The following is a 21,773-nucleotide window of genomic DNA, read 5'->3' as shown; positions in this document are numbered from 1 at the left end:
AGAATTTTTCGATGGTGGCATATAACGCTTCGTGCGAACCCGTTCGGTGGCGACGCTCGGCCGTGCCCGCTTTCTCGCCCTCTCGCCAGTACCGTGGCCACCTACGTCGACTCGGCGTACGCACCCGTCCCCATCGTCGCGTTCTCCGACTGGCGGGTGTCCTGGCGAGTCACCTGGACGACGACCGGTGCGGTCGACTCGAGCACGCCCGAGTAGGCTCTGCCTAACGGCGGGGCGTACGGCTCGATGAGGTCGTTCACCCGGACGTGGCGCACCCGCTGTGGGGCGGTCGTGAGCGTGTAGGGACCGGCGACGCGGCCGTTCTCGTAGTGGAGCGTCAGTTCGACGGTCGCCATCTCGTCACCGGCGTTGACGATCGCCAGTTTCTCGTGGCTCACCATCTCGGGTTCCGGCCCGGTGCTCTCGACGGGGACGAAGCCGCCGGCGAACGACCAGCGTCGTTTCCCGATCGGTTCGTCGCTCATTCGCCCTCGACCTCCGACTCCCGCTCGCCGATGCGACGGGGTTGCTCTTCGGCCGTGACACCCGCTCCCTCGAGCAGCGTGCGCAGGTAGTCGCTCGTGAACACCCCGTCGGGGTCGTGTTCGCGCCTGATCTCCTGGAAGCGGTCCCACTCGGGATACAGCTTCGCGAGTTCCGGTGCGCGCAGACTGTGGCGCTTTCCCCAGTGGGGGCGGCCGTCGTAGCTCCTGAAGACTCCTTCGAGGTCCTCGAAGTACTCGCGAAACTCGAGCTGGGCGTTCTGGAGGATTCCGATGGTCACCGTCTCCCGGCCGTACTCCGCCGAGAGGTAGGTGTCCTCGGGGGCGATGGTCCGCCAGAGCACGCGCCAGCCCACGTCGGCACGCCAGTTCTCGCGGATCCGCTCGCGCACCTCGCGAAAACACTCGAGACCCTCCTCGGCGGGCACGGCGTACTCCATCTCCTCGAACAGCCGGGTCATGTCGTCGTGTTCGGCGATGGTCTGGTGCCACCAGCCGGTCCCTTTCTTGACGAGCGAGGCGAACGCGAGGTCACGCTCGTCGGTCCCGCCGTTGGGTGCGTTGAGCAGCCGCAGTTTCACCTCGTCGGAGCGGGGATACCAGTAGAAGTCGAAGTGACGGTTCTCCGCCGCGAGCGTCGGGACGTGCTCGAGCGCCTCCTCGGCGGTCGTACAGTACTCCCGTCGTTCGATCTTGTAGGCCCGCTCGAGGTCGAGCCTGAGTTCGGTGAACACGCCGAGCGTGCCGAGTGAGAGTCGCGCCGCCCGGAGAAACTCGGGGTCGTCCTCGGCACTGAACGCCTTCACGTCGCCCGTCCCGGTGACGATCCGACCACCGACGAGCGTGCTCGAGAGGCTCTGTAGCTCCGTTCCCGTCCCGTGGGTGCCCGTTCCGAACGCGCCCGCGACGGTCTGGAGCGAGACGTCACCGAGGTTGGTCATCGCCAGGCCGACCTCCTGGAGGGCGGCCGTCGCCTCGCCGAGGGTCGTCCCGCCGCGGATGACAGCTTCGCCAGCCTCGCGGTCGTGTTCGACCAGCCCGGTCAGTCGCTCGAGGCTGACGAGCACCCCGTCGGTCTCGACGACCGGCGTCCAGGAGTGGCCCGCGCCGACGACGCGAAGCGTCTTCCCCTCGGCTCGGCAGTGCTCGACGAGCGACTGGACCTGCCCTTCTGTCTCGGGGGTCGCGATCACCCCCGGTTCGAACTGCAGGTTTCCCGACCAGTTCGTCCACTCTTCGAGGTCTTCAGTTGGGACGTCGTCCATCGTCCTCTCAGTCTCCGGGGTGGGCCATCGTGCTGAGAAGGGCGTTCTCGGCCTGTCGCGAGTCGAGTCGCGTGTGCTGGCAGACGATCGGCCCGTCGGCTTCGATCACGGCCGCGAACGGCGTCGCCCGCGGAACCGACTCGGGTTCCTCGAGGTCGTTGAACCGGACGTGTTTCGTCCGCTCGCCCCCGACGGCAATCTCGTAGGGACCGGCCGGGTCGCGGTCGGCGTAGTAGATGGTCAGTTCGACGTCTACGTCCTCGTCTGCCGTATTGAGGATCGAGACGGTGCCGTGGCTGTCCATCTCCGGTTCGGGACCGTGGCTTCCCTCCGGAATGTAGCCGTCTGCGATCGCCCAGCGTTTAGCGCCGATCATAGTCTCGCCTAGTCGACACCGGTGAGCGGGATAAACCACCGCCCGTCTCTCGAAAGTCGCCCGTCTCGACGGCGGGCCTGCGTGCGGGCGAGCGTGGACACAGCCACCGTACCCGAGTATGCAAGTCGAGCACTTTGGTCGTCGCGCCCGGTAGCCGTAGTGATGGGCCGAACGATCGAACTCGACGACGACCTCGCGGCACGCATGGAGACACACTTAGAGGAGGGAGAGACGCTCGAGGAGTTCATCGAGGAACTGCTCGCCATCTACGAACAGGAGGGGCGGTTCTTACAGGAGGGCATCTGACCACGGTCCGCCGGGTCTCGTCCCCCGCCGCCATCTCGAGAGCAATTCCCCTCTGCCCCCTCGAGAGAGATCGCTCTCCGATCGGTCCCTCGGTGCGTCTCCGTCCCGTCGAGAGCGACCCCGTTCTCACTCGCCGCCGGCCGGACTCTCAGTTCCGCTCCGCCCCGGGTTTGTGTGTCTGCGTCCCGTAGACAGGTGGCATGAACGCGGTGTATCTCGTCGTCGGTACTGGTGTGCTCGTCCTCGTCGTCGTGGACATCCTCTGGACGACGCTCTGGGTCGACGGCGGCTCCGGACCGCTCTCGAGTCGGCTCGCGACGGGAACCTGGCGGGCGCTCCGTGCGCTCACTCGAGACGACTCGCGTGCGCTCAGTATCGCTGGTCCGCTCATCCTCGCGCTGACGCTCGCGCTGTGGATCGCTCTCATCTGGACCGGGTGGGCGTTCGTCTTCGCGGGCGGTGAACCCGCGTTGCGCTCGACGCACACCGGCGACCCCGCCGACTGGACGGGCCGCTTCTACTACGCCGCCTACACCATGTTCACGAACGGAAACGGCGACTACACGCCGACGGCGGGGCGCTGGGAACTCGCGAGTTCGCTCACCACGGCGACGGGCATGGCGTTCGTCACACTCGGTGTCTCGTACGTGCTCACTGTCCTCGGGGCGGTCACTCAGAAGCGCTCGTTCGCGAGCGACGTCACCGGTCTCGGCGAGACCAGCGAGGCGTTCGTCGCCGCCGGGTGGCACGACGGCTTCGAGGGTCTCGACCTGCCGCTCGAGACGCTCGCGACCGACCTCAGCACGCTCGCCGAGCAGCACAAGTCCTACCCGATCCTCCACTACTACCACAGCGAACGCGGGAGTCGCGCCTCCGCGATGGCCGTCCCCATCCTCGACGACGCGCTCACGCTCGTCCGCCACGGCGTCCCCGACGAACACGGCCCGAGTCCGACGCTCGTCGAGCGCGCCCGCTCGAGTACGGAGAGCTACCTCGAGACGCTCGACGCGGCGTTCGTCGAGCCGAGCGACGAGGTGCCGCCGCCGCCCGACCTCGAGCGGCTGCGGGCGGCGGGCGTTCCGACGGTGGGGGACGAGGCGTTCGCCGACGCCCTCGACGGAATGACCGACCGTCGGCGAACCCTCCTCGGTGTCGTCGAGGCCGACGCCTGGCACTGGCCGCCTGCCGAGGACTGATCAGCTGTCACGGCCGAACATCGTCGACTCGAGGTCGGCGAACTCCTCCGGCTCGAGGTTCTCGCCGGGACCGTTTCCGCGTGCTTTCTCGAGGTAGACGGCGCTGTTGATCAGGCCGATGTGGCTGAACGCCTGCGGAAAGTTGCCGAGTAACTCCCCCGATTCGGGGTCGAGTTTCTCCGAGAAGAGTCCGAGCGGACTCGCCCGCTCGAGGACGGCATCGAAGACCGTCTGCGCCTCGTCGGTCCGTTCCGAGAGGACGAGCGCGTCGACGAGCCAGAACGAGCAGAGGACGAACCCGGCGTGTTCGTCCTCGCGGACCTCGCTGTCGACGAACCGGCGGACGAGACCGTCGTCGGTCGTCAGCCGGTCGCAGACGGCGTCGATCGTTCCCTGGACGCGCTCGTCGTCCGGCGGCAGGAAGCCGTAGATCGGCACTAACAGGGCGGTCGCGTCGAGCGCCTCCTCGGCGTCGAAGTACTGGACGAAGCTGTTCGCCGACTCGCTGAATCCGTGTTCACAGATCGCGCGTCGTATCTCCGCACGCGTGGTCTCCCACTCCTCGAACGGCGCGTCGAAGTCGTACTCGTCGGCCAGCGAGAGACCGCGGTCGAGGGCGACCCAGGCGAGGAGTTTCGAGTGGACGAAGTGTCTCGGGTCGTCACGGAACTCCCAGATTCCGGCGTCCGGTTCCTCCCAGACCTCTCGGACGTACTCGACGATCTCCCGCAGGTCGGCCCAGACGTCGTCGGTGAGGACGTCTTCGTGTCGGACCGTCTCGTAGATGCCCTGGACGATCGTCCCGTAGGCGTCTAGCTGGTGCTGGTCGGCCGCGCCGTTGCCGACCCGGACCGGCGTCGTCTGGCGATAGCCCTCGAAGTGGGACAGCTCGATCTCTTCGATCTCCGTCTCGCCGTGGAGACCGTACAGCGGCCTGATCTCCGCCGGATCGTCGTGGGCAATCTCGAGGAACCACTCGAAGTAGTCGCTCGCTTCCTGTGTCTGGCCGATGTTGTACAGCGCCTGGACGGTGAACTTCGCGTCGCGAATCCAGTTGTAGCGGTAGTCCCAGTTGCGGTCGCCACCGATTTCTTCGGGGATCGAGGTCGTCGCGGCCGCCGGAATCGCCCCCGTCTCGGCGTGAGTCAGGAGTTTGAGCACGAGCGCAGAGCGCGTCACCGCGTCGCCCCACTCGCCGTCGAACAGCGTCGGCGCGTCACCCTCACAGCCGCCGATCCACTCGCGCCAGTAGCTGACCGTCTCCTCGAGTGCGTCCTCGAACGCCTCCCGCGACGGTCGGCGCTCGGTCCCGTAGTGGAGACCGAGCCAGGCCGACTCGCCCGCCTCGAGGTCGACCGTCCCCGTCGCGGTCTCGTCGTCCACTCGGAGGTCGACGGTGCCGTGGAGCGAGACCCGCTCGCGTTCGTGTTCGCGCGAGCCGTTTCCGATCGCGAGCACGCCGCCGTCGGTCTCGCGGAGACTCGTCTCGGCGCGTGCGTAGTCGAACCGCGGCGCGAACGACACCGTCGCCTCGACACTCCCCTCCTCGCACTCGAGCCGCCGGTAGAGCGCCTGCTGTGCGTACACGTCCTCGCCACCGACCGGCATGAAGTCGGTCAGCACGGCACGCCCATCGGCGGTCTCGAAGACCGTCTCGAGGACGTTCGTTCGCTCGACGTAGCGCTGCTGTGACTCGTACTCGTTCGTCGGCCGGATCGCGAAGTGGCCGCCACGCTCCGCGTCGAGGATACTCGCGAAGAGGCTCGGTGACTCGAGGTGGGGGAACGGACACCAGTCGACCGAGCCATCTCGACAGATCAGTGCGACGCGGTCGTCGTTCCCGACCGCACCGTACGCCGAGAGTGGTGCGTACTCCATAGCCATCCCCTCCACCTCGAAGGCCTTTGTCCTGTGGGGGCGGTGTCGACCGTCGTGGTATAGTAACAACTGCAACGATTTACACACTGATCGCCGACCCGTCTGGCGATCAGGTGTGCACTGACTTGCAGTGGCTACTATAGCTGTCTCGAGTGTTTACCCACCCACTCGCCTACTGCACCGCTCGAGTGTTGTCTGCCAGTGTGACAATTTATAGAAATTAGTAAATATACTTCCATATATTGAAACCTATGTGGTATATCGTGTATGTGTCTATGGCAGCTCTATCGCCCTAAATATGGGTAAAAGAATCCAGATGTCTACTCACCAAGTGGTTACTATTAAATAGTGAATGTTGAATGTTATATGTGGATAAGCGGTACGTCTGGCCTGGCTGTACCTGGTACGGGCCACTACGCACCGCCGATGCTAATTCTCAAATCTTATCCTATTTGACCATCTCATCGTACAATCAGTAACCGATGTCGCCTCTCGCTTTCGTTACAATCGTATGTCCGTAATGTGGCTACAATTTTAAATCTGATCGCTGTCCTGTTCGCCCGGGCGTCTCGATCACGTGCGGGTACGAACCCGTCGATCTAGTACTCCGATAAGCGTCGACCGATGAGTGAAACCGGACACCCACATTCGGTTTCACTCATCTTTTCAGGCTTGCCGAATCACTAGGCGAGTAGTCCGCCGTCGACGCGCACCACCTCGCCGGTGATGTACGAGGCGCGCTCGCTCGCTAGGAACGCGACCACTTCGGCGATTTCGTCCGGGCTGGCGATGCGACCCTGCGGGATGCCCTCCTGTGCGACCATGTCCGCTTCGCTCTCGACGCCGCTGAGGTCGGCTTCGACCTCGTCGTAGAGGTCCGTCCGCGTGTAGCCGGGTGCGACGGCGTTGACCCGGATCGACCGGCCGGCTAACTCCCGCGCCGTCGACTGAACGAAGCCGACGATTCCCGCCTTGCTCGCCGCGTAGTTCGACTGTCCGGCCCACCCCTTCTGGGCCGTCACGCTACTGCAACAGACGATACTGCCGCCGTCGCCGAACAACATCGACCGGGCGACGCGTCGCGTACAGTTGTACGTCCCCGTCAGGTTGGTCCGGATCACACGCTCCCACTGGTCGGGTTCGAGCCGGATCAGCGGCTCGTTGGCCATGATCGCCGCGTTGTTCACGAGCGAGGTGATCGAGCCGAACTCGGCTTCGATCTCTTCGATCGCCCCGTCGACGGCGTCGTAGTCGCCGACGTCGAACTGGCGAACCGCCACCTCACCGGGACTGGTCTCGAGGTCGGCGCTCGTTTCGCGCGCGCTCGCCTCGTCAGTGTGGTAGTTCGCGATCACGGTCGCCCCGCGTGCGGCGAATGCCGCGGTGATCGCCCGTCCGATACCTCTGGTCCCGCCGGTTACCAGCGCGACCTCGTCGCTCAACTCCATCGAATCGTCTCTATCGGTCATAGCTCAAGGGTGTCTAGCTGCTCCGGTCGCTCGAGGGCGACCACGTCGAACTCGAACGGCGAGCGCTCGAGTAACCCCGCGAGCGTTCCTGCCGGTGGGAGTTCGACGACGCGTTCGATCCCACGGTCCGCGAGGGCCTCCGTGACGGCCGTCCACCGTACCGGAGCGGTGAGTTGGTCGGCGAACGCCTGGCGGGCGACGCTCGCGTGCTCGTATACCTCGCCAGTCACGTCCGAGACGACCGGACGCTCCGGGTCGGCGAAGCGCGTCGCCTCGAGACGGCGCTCGAACGGGTCGACCGCCGAGTCCATCACCGGCGAGTGAAATGCACTGGCGACCTCGAGTTCGACACAGCGTGCCCGCCCCGCGCCCGATTCGATCGCCTCCGCCGCGTCGTAGACGGCCGGCTCAGCGCCGCTGATGACCATCTGTCGCGGCGCGTTGTAACTCGCGACCGCCACGGACGGGTAGTCGGCGAGCACCGTTTCGACGTGGTCGACGTCGGCGAACAGTACCGCCAGCATCGTTCCCGGCCCGTCGGTCGCCTCGGCGGTAGCCATCGCGCGGCCGCGTTCGCCGACGAGAGCTATCGCGTCGTCCGGCGTGAACACCCCGGCGGCGGTCGCCGCCGTGATGTGTCCCAGGCTGTGTCCGGCGACGACATCGGGGACGAGTCCGTACCGCTCACGGACCGCCTCGTAGACCACGATACCCGCGGCGAGAACCGACTGCTGGGTGTGGACGGTCTCCCGGAGCACTTCTGGGTCGTCACACTCGAGTAGCTCACGGATCGCGGCCGACTCCTCGAGACGCTCGAGCGCCGCCTCCGCCTCCGGCCAGCTCTCGAGAAACGCCTCGATGGGCCGTCGCGTCTGACTCCCCTGGCCGGGAAAGACGAACGCCGTCTCAGTCATCCGCTCGCCCTCCGGTCGCGAGGACGACGACCTGCGCGAAGGCGGTGTCGGCGTCCCGGTCGTGGCTGAGACTCACGTCCATCGTCCACGCTCCGGGAGCGGTCCCGAGGCTCCGCTCGAGCGCGGCCGTCGAGACGTCGCTGAGCTCGATCGACGGTCGCTCGTCGGTTCGACGGACGCTGACGCCGGTGAACGGCACTGCCGACGCGTCGTCGAGGGTCTTCACGAACGCCTCCTTCGCTGCCCACCGGACGGCGTAGTGCTGGTTCGGGTGACGGGTGCCGTCGCAGTAGGCGCGTTCGTCGTCGGTGAACACGCGCTCGAGCAGCGAGCGTCTGACCGCGTCGTCCATCGCCGCAAACCGCGAGATCGACTGCACGTCGACGCCGACGCGGACGTCCGCGACGGCGTGGTCCGTCGCCGCGACGCCGCCGTGTGATTCGGGACGGCTCTCTGATGTACTCTCAGGCATCGGTCGGTGATTCGAAGACGAGGACGCCGTTGGTTCCGCCGAACCCGGCGGAGTTACTCACGACGACGTCGACGGGCGTTTCGGTCGTCTCGGTGACGACCGGCACGTCGATGTCCGACGCTGAGCGCTGACAGTTGATCGTCGGCGGTATCGTCCCGTCGCGTACCGTCTGGACCGCCGCGACCGCTTCGATCGCGCCGGCACCGCCGAGGGCGTGCCCGAGCATCGATTTGAGCGCGCTCACCGGCGGCACGTCCGCGAAGACGTTCGCCAGCGCCCGCGCCTCGTGTCGGTCCCCGTGTGGCGTACCGGTGGCGTGGGCGTTGACGTGGTCGACCGCCTCGGGTGCACACCCTGCATCCTCGAGCGCGCTCGAGATGGCGCGGCTCAGTCCCGTGCCGTCCTCGCGGGGTTTGGTCGGGTGGCTCGCGTCGGCGCTCGAGCCACAGCCGGTGAGTTCGGCGATCACCTCGGCTCCACGCGCCGCGGCGTGGTCCCGCGACTCGAGGACGAGGAGACCTGCTCCCTCGCTGAGGACGAAGCCGTCGCGGCGCTCGTCGAACGGTTTGACGGCTTCTTCGCGTGGCTCGGTGTGCGTGCTGAGCGCTCTGAGGGCGGCGAACCCCGCCATGCTCGTCGGCGTCACGCCACCGCCGGTGCCGCCGGCGAGCATCACGTCCGCCCGGCCGAGCCGAACGTCGTCGACGGCTCCCGCAATCGCGTGGGTGCCCGCCGCACACGCGGTCGCCGGCGCCCGGTTCGGCCCGCCGGCGTCGAACTCGATGCTCACGTACCCCGAAGCGAGGTTCGGGATCGACTGGAGGATGTATCGCGGTGAGAGTCGCTCACCGGCGTAGAGGTCGGCCATCGCCTCGCCCTGTTCGGGAAACCCGCCGACGCCACAGCCGACGTTCGTCCCCACTCGCTCGGCCGTCCACGCCTCGCCTCCGGGCTCGAGTCCGGCGTCGGCGAGCGCTTCGGCCGCGGCGACGACGGCGTACTGGGTGTACCGCCCCATCCGCCGCGGGTTCACGTTCGGGTGCTCGTCCAGGTCCGCGTCGATCTCACACGCCAGGTCGATACACTGCTGGTACGAGTCGGGGTCGAATCGCGTCACCGGTCCCGTGGCGCTCACTCCCTCACACAGGTTCGCCCACGTCTCGTCTGCGGTCGCTCCGAGCGGCGTAATCGACCCGATTCCCGTCACGACGACGTCGTTCGGCGCCATCGGTCAGCGGTGTTCGCGCACGTACGCCTTCAGGTCGCCGACGGTCTCGAGGTCGCCGAGGTCCTCGTTCGGCACGTGTACCCCGAGTTCGATGTCGACCATCTCGGCGATCTCGACGATCGTGATCGAGTCGACGTCTAAGCCCGATGCACCGAAGGCAGTGTCGTCGTCGAACGCGTCTGCATCGACCCCGAGCGCAGTCTCGATAATTTCCGTCACTGGTCCATCCACGGCTGTCTCAGACGACATTGGCAATCAATTGGATCATCGATACTTGAATATTCCGATACAACCACCCCGGAACACAATCGCCGACCGCGCCAGCACGTTGCGGTCGAACGCTCGCCACCGGCTACGACACCGCGTGCTCTCAGGCCACGGCACCGCAAATTCGTTCACTATCACCGATAGGTATTTTACGATGCTGTTCGATACAGATACTGTATGTCGGAATCGACACAGCTCCGTGAGCACTTCGAAGCACAGTACGCCCGTGACGAACCCACGCTCGAGACCGAGGGTCCGAAAGACTCCTGCTGGTCGTCGAGCTGTAACTGAACCGAATCGGTAGCGCCCCACTTTTGCCGACTGAGACGGCCAGCACCGCTGGCTGTGACCCGTCCGGAGAAACGAGACAGTGCTCGTGACCGATAGACTTTTCAACATACTTTTCGATTTCTCGACCGCCATGTCGGCAACTAAGTCGCTCAAAGAGCACTTCGAAGCACAGTACGCCCGTGACGAACCCACGCTCGAGACCGAGGGTCCGAAAGACTCCTGCTGGTCGTCGAGCTGTGGCGCGTAACCACGGACGCCACCTACCGCCATTTTTTTGCGCTGCTGTGTGACCGTCCGGTCTACCTATCACCACCGCAAGGTTTTTTACGCTCTCGTCTGAACTCTCGGGTGATATGGAGACTAACCAGACCGTGAAAGACCGACTGGAATCGATGTACGAGCGCGAGGACCCGACCGCCGAGGCCCGATGGTGGACGGTGCTCGTCCCGGACTCCTGCTGGTCCTCGAGTTGCAACTGAGTGCCGTGTGGATCGGTTCGGACGGGCCGTGGTGTGCCCCTCGGTCCGGCCGATCACGTTCAGCTGGATCGACACCTATTTTTATCAGTACGGCCGTCGGTGAAGCTGATGTCTCTCAGACGTGAGTCCGCCGTGTCTCCCGAGCGGACACTGCCACCGGCCGATACCGCACCGACCGACACCGCCAGCCCGCCGAGACGACCGTTGCTCTAGACGTATGGACTCCCAGGAGAAACACGCCATCGCTGCTCGCGCCCGGACGCTCGAGGACCGTCTCACTGCGGCTGCCGAGTCGACACCGACGGCGGCCGACACCGACACCGACGGCGACGCCGAGGAGTGGCTCGCGCGCTGGCGCGAGACCGTCGCCGAGGGGGACGAGCGGGCGTTTCGAACGCGACTCGAGCTGGCCGGTCTCTCGAGTCCTCCTTCCGAGGTCGGTATCGACACCGGCGACTGGCCACCCGACGAACCGCTGCCCGACTGGCTCGACGGTCTCGAGGACCTGATCGCGGCCCTCGAGTCGTGGAGTGACGACGACCGCGCGTCGACTCCCTCGTGGGCCGACGAGCATCCGTTCGGCGACCTCCTCTATCCGCTGGCGGCACACGCCCGCTCACGGCTCGACTCGCCGGGACCGGTCGGTGACCTCTCGGCGCAGGCGCTCGCGGACCTCGAGCGCTGGCTGGTGACCCGGCTCTCGTCTATCTGTGCCCACCCGCTGTTCATCGAGTTCAAGTCCTACGTCGCCGGCTACGACGAGGCGCTGGCGTTCGGCGAGGACACTGACGTCCCACCCGGACGCCGCGAGTACTACGACGCGTTCGTCGCCGAGTCACACCGGGAGGGACTCCGTGCGTTCTTCACGGAGTACGCGGTGCTGTCGAAACTGCTCGTCACCCTCGTCGACCAGTGGGTCGCGGTCGTCGAGGAGTTCGCCGCACGGCTCCGTGCCGACAGGGACCGTCTCGGCGCTCGGTTCGCGGGCGTCACACTCGGAGCGGTCACCGGACTCGAGCCCCTCGGCGACGTCCACCAGCGCGGCCGACTCGTCTTCGCCGTCTCGTTCGCCTCCGGCACGACACTCGCGTACAAGCCGCGTTCGGTGGCCGTCGAGGCGGCCTTCTCGTCACTGCTCGAGTGGATCAACGACACCGGGGACCTCCCCGAGTTGCGGGCGCTCGCGCACGTCACCCGTGACGGCTACGGCTGGGCCGAGTGGGTCGAGGAACAGCCCTGTGACTCGAGCGAGGCGGTCGAACGCTACTACCACCGGGCGGGTCTCCTCCTCGCACTGGCCTACGCGCTCAACTTCACCGACGGCCACCTCGAGAACGTCGTCGCGGCGGGCGAACAGCCGGTGGTCGTCGACCTCGAGACGCTCTTTCACCCGCCGGATATCGAGACCGAACACGCGGACCTCGACGACGGACTCTCGGTCGCCACCGACTCCGTCCTCTCGACACACCTGCTCCCGCTGTTCGTTCCCGCTGCGGACGTCCGAGACCAGAACGGCTTCGCGAGCGCGCTCGCCACCGTCGAGAACGTCGACCGGCCGGTGTACGAAGCGATCAACACCGACCGCATGGAGCTCTCGTTCGCCCGGGAGACACGGATCGAGGGGCGAAACCTCCCGACGCTCGACGGGGCGCCCACCGACCCCGCCCGCCACGCCGACGCGATTCTCGAGGGATTCGAGGCGATGTATCGCTTTCTCCTCGAGCAGCGCGAGACGCTCTGTTCGCCCGGGAGTCCACTCGAGCGCTTCGAGGGCGCGGAGATCCGGTTTCTCTACCGTTCGACTGCCGTCTACGGCAAACTCTGTTCGTTGCTCGAGACGCCGAAGTACCTCCGCGACGGCCTGGCGTTCTCCCAGCGCCTCGAGACGCTCGCCCGGCCGTTCGCACAGGGTGAGACCGACACCCGGCTGTGGCCGCTGTACGAGACCGAGTGCGCGTCGCTGTGGCGGCTCGACGTGCCCCGGTTCACCGTCGCCGCTGACGACACCGCGCTGGTCCACGCCGACGGCCCGACCGGGATCGAGTTCGACGAGCCGCCACTCGCGACCACCTACCGGACGCTCGAGGGTCTCTGCGAGGACGACCTCGACGAGCAGCTGGCCTACGTCGAACTGGCCTACACACCCCGACGCTTCTCACACCCGACGCCGCCGCGGACTGGTCCCGACACGGCCACCGACCTCCTCACAGACGAGCGCGCCCTCGAGACCGCCCACGATATCGCCCGTCGCCTCCACGAGCACGCACGCGTCGCACCCGACGGCTCGCTCTACTGGGGGATGCGCGAACACCGCGTCTCGGGTGCGTACTTGCCGAAGATGCCGGACAACCTCTACACCGGCCGGGTCGGCATCGCGACGTTTCTGGCGGCGCTCGCCGCCGTCTCCGGCCGGGACGACTACCGCGAGGCGGCCGGCCGCGTCCTCCGGCCGACGCTCGATGAACTCGCGGACGACCGCCCCTTCGAGATGATGAAACTCGGCGGGACCCTCGGCGTCGGGTCGGTGATCTACGGTCTCGCGACGGTCGGCGACCTCCTCGAAGAACCCCGGTACGTCGACGCGGCACTCGCAGCCGCCCGGACGGTGACGCCCGCACGACTCGAGGACGACAACCACCTCGGCCCACACCGCGGGAGTTCCGGACTGATCCACGGCCTGCTGGCGCTCTACGAGGGGACGGGCGAGGAGACCGTCCTCGAGCGGGCGACACTCGCCGGTGCCTACCTGCAGGCACACCGAACCGACGCGAGCGGCATCGACATGTGGAAACTCGACGTCGACGAGATCGATCCCACCAGTCTCTCCTCCTGGGACGTCGACCCGCGGGAGACGAGCCGCCTCGGCGTCGCTCACGGCGGTGACGCCATCGCCACCGCGCTCGCCCGTCTCGCCGAGCACACCGGCGACGAGCGCCACCGCGAGACCGCCCTCGAGACGATCGAGTACGGCCGCGTCGGTCTCTCGAGGGACCCCTGTCCCGACCTGCGCATCCAGACGCGAGCGCAGACGACCAACGGCTGGTGTGACGGGCGAGCGGGCCAGGGTCTCGCCAGACTCGACCTGTACCGCTACACGGGTGACGAGCGCCTCCGGGACGAGGCGCGCTCGGTCTGTGACGCGCTCGCAGACGCACCGCTCGCTCCGCACGACCACGTCTACGCCGGGAACTGTACGCGCATCGAACTCCTGCTCGAGACCGGACGCCACTGCGACCGGCCAGCGTCCGAACGCGCGGCGCGCCGTCTGGCGGGTGCGACCGTCGAGCGTAGCCACGAGTCCGGCCGGTTCACCGTTCCTTGGGGGACCGACCGGTGGTACAACCCCTCGTTCTTCGACGGCGAGTCCGGAATCGGCTACACGCTCCTTCGCCTCTGTGAGCCGTCGCTCCCGCCGGTCCTGTTCTGGGATCAGACCTCGTCGCGGAGGAACACCCGCTGACGCGGAAACGCACGCGAGAGGAACGTGCGCGTCCGCTCGTCCTCGACGGTGAGCGTCGAAATCTCCTCGAGCGTCTCGGCGTCGTGGTAGCCGACGAGCAGCTGTGTGAACGCGCGCACGTCCAGTCTCGCCGCCGGCTCGTCGCTCGAGACGGTACAGGTCGCGTCGCCGTCGGCCACCGAGAGGCGGTAGGTCTCGTCGTTCCAGGGGGCGGTCTCGTCGCTGACCGCGAGCGTGACCGTTCCCTCGAGATCTGGCGGGTAACGAACCCGCTCGAGGGCGTTGGCGACGTTCGTCACCCGGAAGATGGGACCGGGCCGACGCTCACACGAGAGACCGTTTCGGTCGACGAGTGAGAAGACGGCGGCGTCTTCGGGCGTGACGAAGGCGACTTCGTCGACCTGTGAGTCGTGGTTGCCGAGGTAGTAGAGCAGGTGTGAGAGCGCCTCGTAGTCGCGGTAGCTCGTGTCGAGTTCGCGGAGGACGGTTTGCCCGTTCTCCGTGGTGATGTCGTAGACGACGTAGCCGCGAAGCTCTCCGTCGTGCTCCCAGCCGGCGATGTGGTGGCGTTTCTCGTAGGGCTGGAACGTCACCTCGTTCCAGTAGGCCTGGCTCCGCTCGAACGAGAGACCGTACTCGCCGCTGAACGCCCGGTGGACCGCGTCGATCTCACGCCAGTCGGCGGGCGTCAGCCGACGGAACCGTCCGCGCGGCCGGTCGACCGTGGAGACGAGCGTGCTCGGCTCACACGTCCACCGAGCGTGCGTGCTCACCATCTCGCCGCCGAACTGCGTGTAGAAGCCGTGTTTGAACGTTCGGCCGAGACAGATGTCGTAGCCGCGCTCGACACACGACGCGAACACCTTCGGAAACCCGGCCGAGAGCGACCCGCCCCGGCGGTACTCGGGCGGCGTCGCGATGAACGAGAGGATGGTCGCGTCGTGGGTTCGGTCGCGGATCCGGACCTGGGTGTCGACCTCGAGGATCACCGACTGTAGCGTGCCGTCGGCGTAGACGCCGAAGGGGGTGACGACGTCTTTCTCGACGAGCGCCCGGTAGGTGTCGTCGTCGGCGTCCGCACCGCTCTCGGCGTCGAACGAGTAGCGGACGAACGCCGAGACGGTTTCGTACTCACGGGTCGGGACTTCCTCGTAGGTGACGGCTTCGGACATCGGTTGGTGTAGGTCCCGTTCGATCCGCTAAATAGGTAGTGGAGATCGCGGGACGGTGTGGCTCGCTCGAGTCGTGCGTGGCCGGATCCTCAGAGACGGAGGGTAGAGGCGTCCATCTGTGCGACCGGCGGGAGCGCTCTGAGCGGGGGGTAGAGGAGGAAGTAGACGCCGTAGAAGGCCGCGGAGGCGGCGACGAGGTACATGACGCCGTTGACGCCGATGAACTCGCTGAGCACGCCGCCGAGGAGTGCCCCGACCGGGATCATGGCGGTGCTGACGCTGCCCATGAGCGAGGAGACGCGTCCGAGCAGCGATTCGGGGACGCTCGACTGGATCATCGACTCGGTCATCGGGCCGTCCATCCCGATGGCGATGAAGCCGATGAAGACGAGTGCGAGCGTCGCCGGTAGCCAGAGGACGTAGACCGCGGCGGCGATACAGGCACCGGCGAACACCTTGCTGTAGATCTGGAACCAGCCGTAGGGGTACTGATCGACGAGGTTCGAGAGCATGGCACCGGCGAAGACGCCCGCGCCGGCGACGGACATGAGCAGTCCGTAGGCGACCGAGCCACCGATCTGGTCGGCGAAGGCGGGGAAGACGGCGATGCCGGCACCGAAGACGAAGTTCGCCAACAACGCGCCGTAGACGATGGCGACGAGCACCGAGCCACGGACGTAGTTGATCCCCTCCATGAGCTTCTCCATGTAGCTCTGCTCGGGTTCCTCGTCCGCTTCGCCCATCTTCCCCTCGATGTCGGAGGTGAGGACGACGCCGGCGAAGAGGAAGGCGGCGATGAAGAAGGTTACCGCGTCGATGAGGAAGATGATGACCGCTCCGAGGATCGCGATGAGGACGCCACTGACGGCGTTGAACAGCATGTCCATTCCGTTTCGGGCCATCGCGAACAGGGAGTTCGCCTGCACCAGTTGTTCGTCCTCGACGAGCTGTGGCAGCGCCGCCGACTGCGCCGGGTAGACGAACTGGTTCAACAGCGAGAGAATCGGCATCACGGCGAGGACGGCCCACACCGACAGGTGACCCGTGAACGCGACGATGGGTATCGCGAGAATAACGACACCCTGGATCAACTGGGTGCCGACCAGGATGCGCCGTAACGACCAGTCGTCGACCAGCGGACCCAGGAGAAACTGCAGCGCCGCGGGACCTCTGACCAGAAAGCCCGCGATTCCCGTGTACAGCGCCGACCCGGTCAGCTCGAAGACCAGCCACATCGCGGCGATGAAGTACAGACTGTCGCCGATGTTCGTTATCACCCGTCCGGCGAGGAGGCTCATGAACTCCCTGTTCGATCGTAGATCACTCACAGTGTCCGAGCTTTTTCAACGATATCATATAAGTTTATTCGTACTGATGGGTTTATAATTCACCGCGGGGGCTGCGTACGGTTACCGGACGGACGCCGAGAGCACGTCCTCGAGCCCCGGCCGGACGTCTCGAGCGAGCGCCTCGAGCTGTGTTCGCCGTTCCTCGAAGGTGAGACCGATCGTGTTCGGATCGAGGATGAAGCAGGCGTCTTCGAACCCGCAGGTCTCGACGAACGACTCGAGTTGGGCGAGGATCGCCTCGCTGTCGCCGACGACCGGCACGTCGCTCTCTTCGACGAACGCGTCGACGTCGATCTCGAGTCTGCCGTCGACGACCTCGTGTGCGCCCTCCTTGCGCGAGCGGACGTACTCGATGCCGAGTTTCCAGCGGTCGACGGTCGCCTCGTCGGCGACCGCCGTGTTGAAGACGGGGACGATCACGCCGATACCGCGGTTCGAGCGCTCGTCCCAGCCGCGTCTGAACGGCCCGCCGGCGACCGCCTCGCGCCGGTCGGGCCAGTCGGCCGCCTCGGCCGCCTCGTAGTAGGTGTCGACCAGTTCGCCCGTCCTCTCGATGTCGAAGACGTGCGTACAGACGTTCATCCCACGGCGTGCGGCCCACGCGGCCGAGTGCGCCGAGAGCGCGGGCTTCCAGAGCTGTGGATGGGGCTGTTGTTCCGGCCGCGGCAGGATCGGGAGCGCCTCCAGGGTGGGCGTCTCGCGGACGATGTTCAGGTAGTCTTCCGGGCTGTACTCACAGACGTCGTCGGCGAAGTAGAAGTACTCCTGTCGCTTCTCGTGTCCCGTGTAGGCCGGCGGCACCTGGTGAAACTGTCCGCGGTGGGTGACGAGGTCACTGGTCCAGGCCTCGAGCAGGAGTTCGTACTTCTCCTCGAACGAGAGCTGGTTTTTCGTCTCGTCGACGGGTGTGCCGCCCCAGTACTGGCCCAGGGTCTCGGCGGCGGGGTCCGTTCCGCCCCAGCCGATGCCGACGTCGACCCGGCCGTCGCTCAGCACGTCGAGCATCGAGAGCTGTTCGGCGAGGCGGACGGGTTCGTGCCAGGGGAGGATGTTCGCCATCTGGAGCAGTCTGATCTCGTCGGTCTGGCTGGCGATCGCAGTCTGTGTGAGAATCGGGTTCGGTGACACCGTCGAGAGTAAGTTCGCGTGGTGTTCGGAGTGGACGACGTACTCGTAGCCGAGTGACTCGGCGGCGACCGCCAGTTCGACCCCTTCTCGAAGTCCCGCTCTGTGTCGGTCGATGATCTCGGCGACCGAGAGCTCCGGTACGACGTAGCCGTTCGGAAGTCGCTTGAGCGGGAAGTGCGGCATCCCCTCGAACGACACACCTAGAGTCGTCATTTCGTTCGTATTTCGCCGTCGTATATTTAGTGATGTCGCCCCGTTGACTCCCCTCGAGTATCAGAATGTTTTTGCATCCTCCCGGACCAGGACTGATCGATGGTTCCGCCACCGCAGGCTGCGCCCGTCCCCCTCGAGCGGGACCGGTCGAACCGTACCGCCGCGACGGATTCGTCCGCCCGTCCGGCCGTCCGCGTGACGAACCTCTCGAAGCGCTTCGGCGACGGCCCGGACGCGGTCGTCGCCGTCGACGACGTCTCCTTCGAGATCCCGTCCGGATCGATCGTCGGCCTGCTCGGCCCGAACGGGGCCGGGAAGACGACCCTGATAAAGTGTCTGCTCGGGCTGGTCGTCCCCGACAGCGGGCGCGTCGAGATCGACGGCGTCTCCGTCCACGACGCACCACGCCGCGCCTACGGCCGGGTCGAGGCGATGATGGAGGGCGCACGAAACCTCTACTGGCGGCTCACAGTTCGGGAGAACCTCCGGTACTTCGCGAGCATCGCCGGTGAGGACCCCGACACGGTGGCCGACCGCCACGAGGACCTCATCGACCGGTTCGGTCTCACCGAGTACGCCGACACTCAGGTCAGGAACGTCTCTCGCGGCGTCAAACAACGCGCGGCGATCGCCAGCACGCTCGCCCACGACGTCGCCGTCACCTTCCTCGACGAACCGACCCTCGGTCTCGACGTCGAGAGTTCGCTCACCCTCCGGAACGAACTCCGTACGCTCGCGAGCGAGGCGGACGTGACGGTCGTCCTCTCGAGTCACGACATGGACGTCATCGAGGACGTCTGCGACCGCGTCATCGTCATCGACGACGGCGCCGTCGTCGCGGACGACACCGTCGAGAACCTCGTCGGCGCACTCGAGGTGACCGGCTACCGGATCACGGTCGGCCGGCTCGACGAGCGGACGCTCGAGCGACTCGACGCGACGGTTCCGATCGACGAGATCACCCACGTCGGCGACCGGACGCGCCTCGAACTCTCGACCGACAGCCGCGAGTTCTACCGGCTCGTGGCCGTTCTCGAGTCCGAGGACGTACGCCTCTCGGCCGTCGAGACGCTCACACCCGCCTTCGAGGACGTGTTCGTCCGCCTGACCGGCGGTGACCCGTGATGGCGTCGATGCCGCTCGGTGGCTACGGCCACCTCTTCGTCGCCGTCTTGCGCCGCGAACTGCTCGTCTTCGTCCGCTATCCGGTCGACGCCATGGGTGCCGTCGTCGTCCACAGCATCATCTTCGCCATCCTCTTCGTCGGCGGCACGGCCGTCGCCGGCGGCGCGTTCGCCGACTCGCTCGACGCCGTCGTCGTCGGCTACTTCCTCTGGATGCTCGCGACCACCGCCTACATGACCATCGCCGAGGACATCCAGGCCGAGGCGCGCTGGGGCACCCTCGAGCGCCACTTCGTCTCACCCTTCGGCTTCGCGAACGTCCTCTTCGCGAAGTCGGTCGCCAAACTCGTCCTCGCGTTCGTCTACGCCGCCCTCTTGCTCGTCGTGATGCTCGCCGTCACCGGCACGCGCCTCCACGTCGACGTGCTCACCATCGTCCCGCTGGCGGTCGCGACGCTCCTCTCGGTGCTCGGCGTCGGCTTCGCGATGGCCGGCGTGACCGTCCTCTACAAGAGCGTCAGCAACTGGACGGGACTGCTCCAGTTCGGCTTCGTCGGTCTCGTCGCCGCCCCGGCACTCGAGTGGGAGTGGACGGTGCTGTTGCCGCTGGTCCAGGGGAGCCACCTCCTCCAGCGGGCGATGCGCGACGGCATCCGCCTCTGGGAACTCCCGCCGTCGTCGCTCGCCATCCTGGTGGTGACCGCCGTCGGCTACCTCGCGCTCGGCTACCTGGTGTTTCAACGGTCACAGAAGCGCGCCCGGAGACTGGGCGTGCTGGGCGATTACTGATCAGTTCAGGTCCGCACGCTCGAACGCCCAGTAGGCGACGGCCGCCGGAATCGCGATCCACGCGAGCAGCGTGAGCAGGGCGACGCCGTCGCCGAGGTAGACGGGTAACTCGCCACCGGCGCGGTTGGTCAACGCGAGCGCGTCGGCCGTCACCTCCTCGGGCGGGATGTCCTCGACGATGTTCGGCCACCCGAACATCGACCAGAGGTACTGGTCGATGACGGAGGCGACGGTCTGTCGGTACGCCGTCAGCGGGCTGAGACGCTGGAGGAAGAGGTACCAGCCCGCTGGCTCGAGCCCGGCGAGTTCGCCCTCGAGTAGGTAGTGGACGCCTGCGGTGAGGGGGTGCCACAGCAGGGCGAAGACGACGTAACTGCCGAGTGCGCCGCCCAGCGCCTGCATTCTGGTCGCCGACACCGCGGAGATGCTCACGGCGAGTGCGGTGAACGTGACCGCCATGACGAGCGTCACGCCGAGGAACTGGGCGAAGGTGGCCATCGGTAGCGACCCGAACCGGACGTAGGTGAAGACGCCGACCAGCGCGCACGTGATCACGGCGACGATACTCATGAGCGTGAGCCGGCTCACGAGCTTGCCGACGAAGACGTCGCGGCGGCTGTGTGAGAGTCCGAACAGCATCCGCAGGCTCCCCGACTGGCGCTCGCCGACGATGGCCATGTAGCCGATCATCAGCGCGATCAGCGGGATCAACAGCTCGCCGGCGAGCGTCATGAACATGTTGATCACCGCTTCGATCTCACCGCCGCCGAGGGTGTCGGGGTTCGCCCCCATCGTCGCGATCCCCATCAGCACGGCGTAGAGGGCGACGATGCTCCAGACCATCCGCGAGCGGACGACGTCCTCGAAATCCTTCTGCGCGATCAGCAGCCAGCTCATACTTCCACCGTCGTCGGTTCGGTGTAGGCCGTAAAGAGGTCCTCGAGCGACGGTTCGTCGGTCGTGAAGTCACGCACGCCCGCACCGGCACTGCTGAGACGGGTGATGACGGTCTCTTTGGCCGTCGGGTCCGTGTAGGTGACCCGGAGGCGGCCTGCTTCGGTAGTGACCGCCGTCACGCCGTCGATCGTCGTCAGATCGATCTCCGGCACGTCGGTCACCTCGACGACTAACTGTGAGCCGAGACCGGCGGTCTCTCGCAACCCACCGATCGAATCGACCGTGAGCAACGCGCCGTCTTTGAGGATGGCGACCCGGTCACAGACGGCCTCGACCTGCTCTAAGAGGTGACTCGAGAAGAAGACGGTCGTCCCGCCGGCCGCTTCCTCGCGGACGATGTCCTGCATCGTTCGGATGCCGTGGGGGTCGAGACCGGTCGAGGGCTCGTCTAAGATCAGTACCTCCGGGTCGCCAACCAGCGCCATCGCCATCCCCAGCCGCTGGTACATCCCCTTCGAGTAGTTACTGACCGGCCGCTCGGCATCCTCGGGGTCGAGACCGACCCGTTCGAGCAGTTCGTCGGGGTCGTCGTCCGCTCCCTTCGAGCGGCGGGCGAACTCGAGGTGGCTGTAGCCTGACGAGCGCCCCCAGAGGTCGAACCCGTCGGGCAAGACGCCAACGCGCTCGCGAACCGCTCCGGTCTCGCACTGGGTGTCGTAGCCCATGATCGATGCGCTTCCCGAGGTCGGCCGGATGAAGTCGAGGAGGATGTCGATCGTGGTCGTCTTTCCGGCCCCGTTCGGGCCTAAAAATCCGAACACCTCCCCGGCGTCGACCGTGATCGAGAGGCTGTCGAGCGCGACGACGTCCCCGTACGACTTCGTCAACGCATTGGTTTCGATAGCACGCTCCATGTAGCTTACATAGATAGGGACGTGTTAAACGCTACGCTCTCACCCGCCGATCCGTCCTCCCGCGTTCCGGCGGTTCTTCGCCG

The 21,773-nt window shown here is 66.4% G+C and carries 20 protein-coding genes; 6 read left to right on the top strand and 14 right to left on the bottom strand.

Annotated features, from left to right (window positions below; translation table 11 throughout):
• Positions 1–101: 101 nt before the first annotated feature.
• Genes N0B15_RS13465 through N0B15_RS13455 form a run of 3 tightly spaced genes read right to left on the bottom strand, consistent with a single transcriptional unit; the run spans position 102 to position 2,144 of the window.
• Positions 102–485 carry a sensory rhodopsin transducer gene (locus N0B15_RS13465; protein ID WP_263020228.1) on the bottom strand — a complete coding sequence of 128 codons (384 nt, stop codon included), beginning with the start codon at positions 483–485 and terminating at the stop codon, positions 102–104.
• Entirely contained in the window at positions 482–1,768 is a 1,287-nt protein-coding gene (locus N0B15_RS13460) for a D-arabinono-1,4-lactone oxidase (RefSeq protein ID WP_263020227.1), read from the bottom strand. The genes N0B15_RS13465 and N0B15_RS13460 overlap by 4 nt, the downstream gene beginning before the upstream one ends.
• A 7-nt stretch (positions 1,769–1,775) precedes the next feature.
• Positions 1,776–2,144, bottom strand: coding sequence for a sensory rhodopsin transducer (locus N0B15_RS13455; RefSeq protein ID WP_263020226.1), 369 nt, complete (start codon positions 2,142–2,144; stop codon positions 1,776–1,778).
• Positions 2,145–2,306: 162 nt separating this feature from the next.
• On the opposite strand from N0B15_RS13455, the gene N0B15_RS13450 reads away from it, so the two are divergent.
• Both N0B15_RS13450 and N0B15_RS13445 read left to right on the top strand, forming a co-directional pair.
• A complete protein-coding gene (locus tag N0B15_RS13450; RefSeq protein WP_263020225.1) occupies positions 2,307–2,450 on the top strand; it encodes a DUF7557 family protein in 144 nt (47 codons plus the stop codon).
• A 200-nt stretch (positions 2,451–2,650) separates the two neighbouring features.
• Positions 2,651–3,646 carry an ion channel gene (locus N0B15_RS13445; protein WP_263020224.1) on the top strand — a complete coding sequence of 332 codons (996 nt, stop codon included), beginning with the start codon at positions 2,651–2,653 and terminating at the stop codon, positions 3,644–3,646.
• Here N0B15_RS13445 and N0B15_RS13440 read toward each other — a convergent pair whose 3' ends face one another.
• The 6 genes from N0B15_RS13440 to N0B15_RS13415 all read right to left on the bottom strand — a co-directional run bounded on the left by N0B15_RS13440 (position 3,647) and on the right by N0B15_RS13415 (position 9,856).
• A complete protein-coding gene (locus tag N0B15_RS13440) occupies positions 3,647–5,524 on the bottom strand; it encodes a glycoside hydrolase family 15 protein (RefSeq protein ID WP_263020223.1) in 1,878 nt (625 codons plus the stop codon). It lies immediately after the preceding gene.
• A 683-nt stretch (positions 5,525–6,207) separates the two neighbouring features.
• Complete coding sequence (locus N0B15_RS13435) at positions 6,208–6,993, bottom strand: SDR family oxidoreductase (RefSeq protein ID WP_263020222.1); 786 nt, start codon at positions 6,991–6,993, stop codon at positions 6,208–6,210.
• A complete protein-coding gene (locus N0B15_RS13430) occupies positions 6,990–7,907 on the bottom strand; it encodes an ACP S-malonyltransferase (protein ID WP_263020221.1) in 918 nt (305 codons plus the stop codon). The genes N0B15_RS13435 and N0B15_RS13430 overlap by 4 nt, the downstream gene beginning before the upstream one ends.
• The gene (locus N0B15_RS13425; RefSeq protein ID WP_263020220.1) at positions 7,900–8,379 is read right to left on the bottom strand and encodes a holo-ACP synthase; all 480 of its coding nucleotides are present in this window, start codon (positions 8,377–8,379) and stop codon (positions 7,900–7,902) included. The genes N0B15_RS13430 and N0B15_RS13425 overlap by 8 nt, the downstream gene beginning before the upstream one ends.
• On the bottom strand, positions 8,372–9,607 hold the full coding sequence (locus N0B15_RS13420) for a beta-ketoacyl-[acyl-carrier-protein] synthase family protein (RefSeq protein ID WP_263020219.1): 1,236 nt from the start codon (positions 9,605–9,607) through the stop codon (positions 8,372–8,374). Before N0B15_RS13420 ends, N0B15_RS13425 begins: the two co-directional genes overlap by 8 nt.
• A gap of 3 nt (positions 9,608–9,610) precedes the next feature.
• Positions 9,611–9,856, bottom strand: coding sequence for an acyl carrier protein (locus tag N0B15_RS13415; RefSeq protein WP_263020218.1), 246 nt, complete (start codon positions 9,854–9,856; stop codon positions 9,611–9,613).
• A gap of 662 nt (positions 9,857–10,518) precedes the next feature.
• Between N0B15_RS13415 and N0B15_RS13410 the strand changes: the two genes are divergently transcribed.
• On the top strand, positions 10,519–10,644 hold the full coding sequence (locus N0B15_RS13410) for a hypothetical protein (protein ID WP_263020217.1): 126 nt from the start codon (positions 10,519–10,521) through the stop codon (positions 10,642–10,644).
• A gap of 217 nt (positions 10,645–10,861) precedes the next feature.
• Positions 10,862–14,104, top strand: coding sequence for a type 2 lanthipeptide synthetase LanM (gene lanM, locus N0B15_RS13405; protein WP_263020216.1), 3,243 nt, complete (start codon positions 10,862–10,864; stop codon positions 14,102–14,104).
• On the opposite strand, the gene N0B15_RS13400 is transcribed toward lanM, so the two are convergent.
• From N0B15_RS13400 to N0B15_RS13390, 3 genes are all read right to left on the bottom strand, one after another.
• Positions 14,074–15,276, bottom strand: coding sequence for a GNAT family N-acetyltransferase (locus N0B15_RS13400; RefSeq protein ID WP_263020215.1), 1,203 nt, complete (start codon positions 15,274–15,276; stop codon positions 14,074–14,076). The two genes, lanM and N0B15_RS13400, sit on opposite strands and share 31 nt — an antisense overlap.
• An 89-nt stretch (positions 15,277–15,365) precedes the next feature.
• Complete coding sequence (locus N0B15_RS13395) at positions 15,366–16,604, bottom strand: MFS transporter (RefSeq protein ID WP_263020214.1); 1,239 nt, start codon at positions 16,602–16,604, stop codon at positions 15,366–15,368.
• 81 nt (positions 16,605–16,685) lie between these two features.
• The gene (locus tag N0B15_RS13390) at positions 16,686–17,966 is read right to left on the bottom strand and encodes an LLM class flavin-dependent oxidoreductase (RefSeq protein ID WP_263020213.1); all 1,281 of its coding nucleotides are present in this window, start codon (positions 17,964–17,966) and stop codon (positions 16,686–16,688) included.
• 99 nt (positions 17,967–18,065) lie between these two features.
• Here N0B15_RS13390 and N0B15_RS13385 point away from each other — a divergent pair, with 99 nt between their 5' ends.
• Together N0B15_RS13385 and N0B15_RS13380 are read left to right on the top strand one after the other, a co-directional pair.
• Positions 18,066–19,091 (top strand): ABC transporter ATP-binding protein, encoded by a 1,026-nt coding sequence (locus N0B15_RS13385; protein WP_263020212.1) that lies wholly within the window; start codon positions 18,066–18,068, stop codon positions 19,089–19,091.
• Entirely contained in the window at positions 19,091–19,879 is a 789-nt protein-coding gene (locus N0B15_RS13380; protein WP_263020211.1) for an ABC transporter permease, read from the top strand. The genes N0B15_RS13385 and N0B15_RS13380 overlap by 1 nt, the downstream gene beginning before the upstream one ends.
• Here the strand turns inward: N0B15_RS13380 and N0B15_RS13375 are convergent, their stop codons facing one another.
• Together N0B15_RS13375 and N0B15_RS13370 are read right to left on the bottom strand one after the other, a co-directional pair.
• Positions 19,880–20,776 carry an ABC transporter permease gene (locus N0B15_RS13375; protein ID WP_263020210.1) on the bottom strand — a complete coding sequence of 299 codons (897 nt, stop codon included), beginning with the start codon at positions 20,774–20,776 and terminating at the stop codon, positions 19,880–19,882.
• Complete coding sequence (locus N0B15_RS13370) at positions 20,773–21,690, bottom strand: ABC transporter ATP-binding protein (protein WP_263020209.1); 918 nt, start codon at positions 21,688–21,690, stop codon at positions 20,773–20,775. Before N0B15_RS13370 ends, N0B15_RS13375 begins: the two co-directional genes overlap by 4 nt.
• Positions 21,691–21,773: the final 83 nt, after the last annotated feature.

The sequence above is a fragment of the Natronobiforma cellulositropha genome (assembly GCF_025629245.1).
Classification (GTDB): Archaea; Halobacteriota; Halobacteria; order Halobacteriales; family Natrialbaceae; genus Natronobiforma; species Natronobiforma cellulositropha.
This window is presented reverse-complemented; position numbering and strand designations above follow the sequence as displayed.

Bases quoted from the DNA above. Each gene is read 5' to 3' on its own strand.
- N0B15_RS13465 (WP_263020228.1), bottom strand. From the start codon at position 485: ATGAGCGACGAACCGATCGGGAAACGACGCTGGTCGTTCGCCGGCGGC.
- N0B15_RS13460 (WP_263020227.1), bottom strand. From the start codon at position 1,768: ATGGACGACGTCCCAACTGAAGACCTCGAAGAGTGGACGAACTGGTCG.
- N0B15_RS13455 (WP_263020226.1), bottom strand. From the start codon at position 2,144: ATGATCGGCGCTAAACGCTGGGCGATCGCAGACGGCTACATTCCGGAG.
- N0B15_RS13450 (WP_263020225.1), top strand. From the start codon at position 2,307: ATGGGCCGAACGATCGAACTCGACGACGACCTCGCGGCACGCATGGAG.
- N0B15_RS13445 (WP_263020224.1), top strand. From the start codon at position 2,651: ATGAACGCGGTGTATCTCGTCGTCGGTACTGGTGTGCTCGTCCTCGTC.
- N0B15_RS13440 (WP_263020223.1), bottom strand. From the start codon at position 5,524: ATGGAGTACGCACCACTCTCGGCGTACGGTGCGGTCGGGAACGACGAC.
- N0B15_RS13435 (WP_263020222.1), bottom strand. From the start codon at position 6,993: ATGACCGATAGAGACGATTCGATGGAGTTGAGCGACGAGGTCGCGCTG.
- N0B15_RS13430 (WP_263020221.1), bottom strand. From the start codon at position 7,907: ATGACTGAGACGGCGTTCGTCTTTCCCGGCCAGGGGAGTCAGACGCGA.
- N0B15_RS13425 (WP_263020220.1), bottom strand. From the start codon at position 8,379: ATGCCTGAGAGTACATCAGAGAGCCGTCCCGAATCACACGGCGGCGTC.
- N0B15_RS13420 (WP_263020219.1), bottom strand. From the start codon at position 9,607: ATGGCGCCGAACGACGTCGTCGTGACGGGAATCGGGTCGATTACGCCG.
- N0B15_RS13415 (WP_263020218.1), bottom strand. From the start codon at position 9,856: ATGTCGTCTGAGACAGCCGTGGATGGACCAGTGACGGAAATTATCGAG.
- N0B15_RS13410 (WP_263020217.1), top strand. From the start codon at position 10,519: ATGGAGACTAACCAGACCGTGAAAGACCGACTGGAATCGATGTACGAG.
- lanM (WP_263020216.1), top strand. From the start codon at position 10,862: ATGGACTCCCAGGAGAAACACGCCATCGCTGCTCGCGCCCGGACGCTC.
- N0B15_RS13400 (WP_263020215.1), bottom strand. From the start codon at position 15,276: ATGTCCGAAGCCGTCACCTACGAGGAAGTCCCGACCCGTGAGTACGAA.
- N0B15_RS13390 (WP_263020213.1), bottom strand. From the start codon at position 17,966: ATGACGACTCTAGGTGTGTCGTTCGAGGGGATGCCGCACTTCCCGCTC.
- N0B15_RS13385 (WP_263020212.1), top strand. From the start codon at position 18,066: ATGGTTCCGCCACCGCAGGCTGCGCCCGTCCCCCTCGAGCGGGACCGG.
- N0B15_RS13380 (WP_263020211.1), top strand. From the start codon at position 19,091: ATGGCGTCGATGCCGCTCGGTGGCTACGGCCACCTCTTCGTCGCCGTC.
- N0B15_RS13375 (WP_263020210.1), bottom strand. From the start codon at position 20,776: ATGAGCTGGCTGCTGATCGCGCAGAAGGATTTCGAGGACGTCGTCCGC.
- N0B15_RS13370 (WP_263020209.1), bottom strand. From the start codon at position 21,690: ATGGAGCGTGCTATCGAAACCAATGCGTTGACGAAGTCGTACGGGGAC.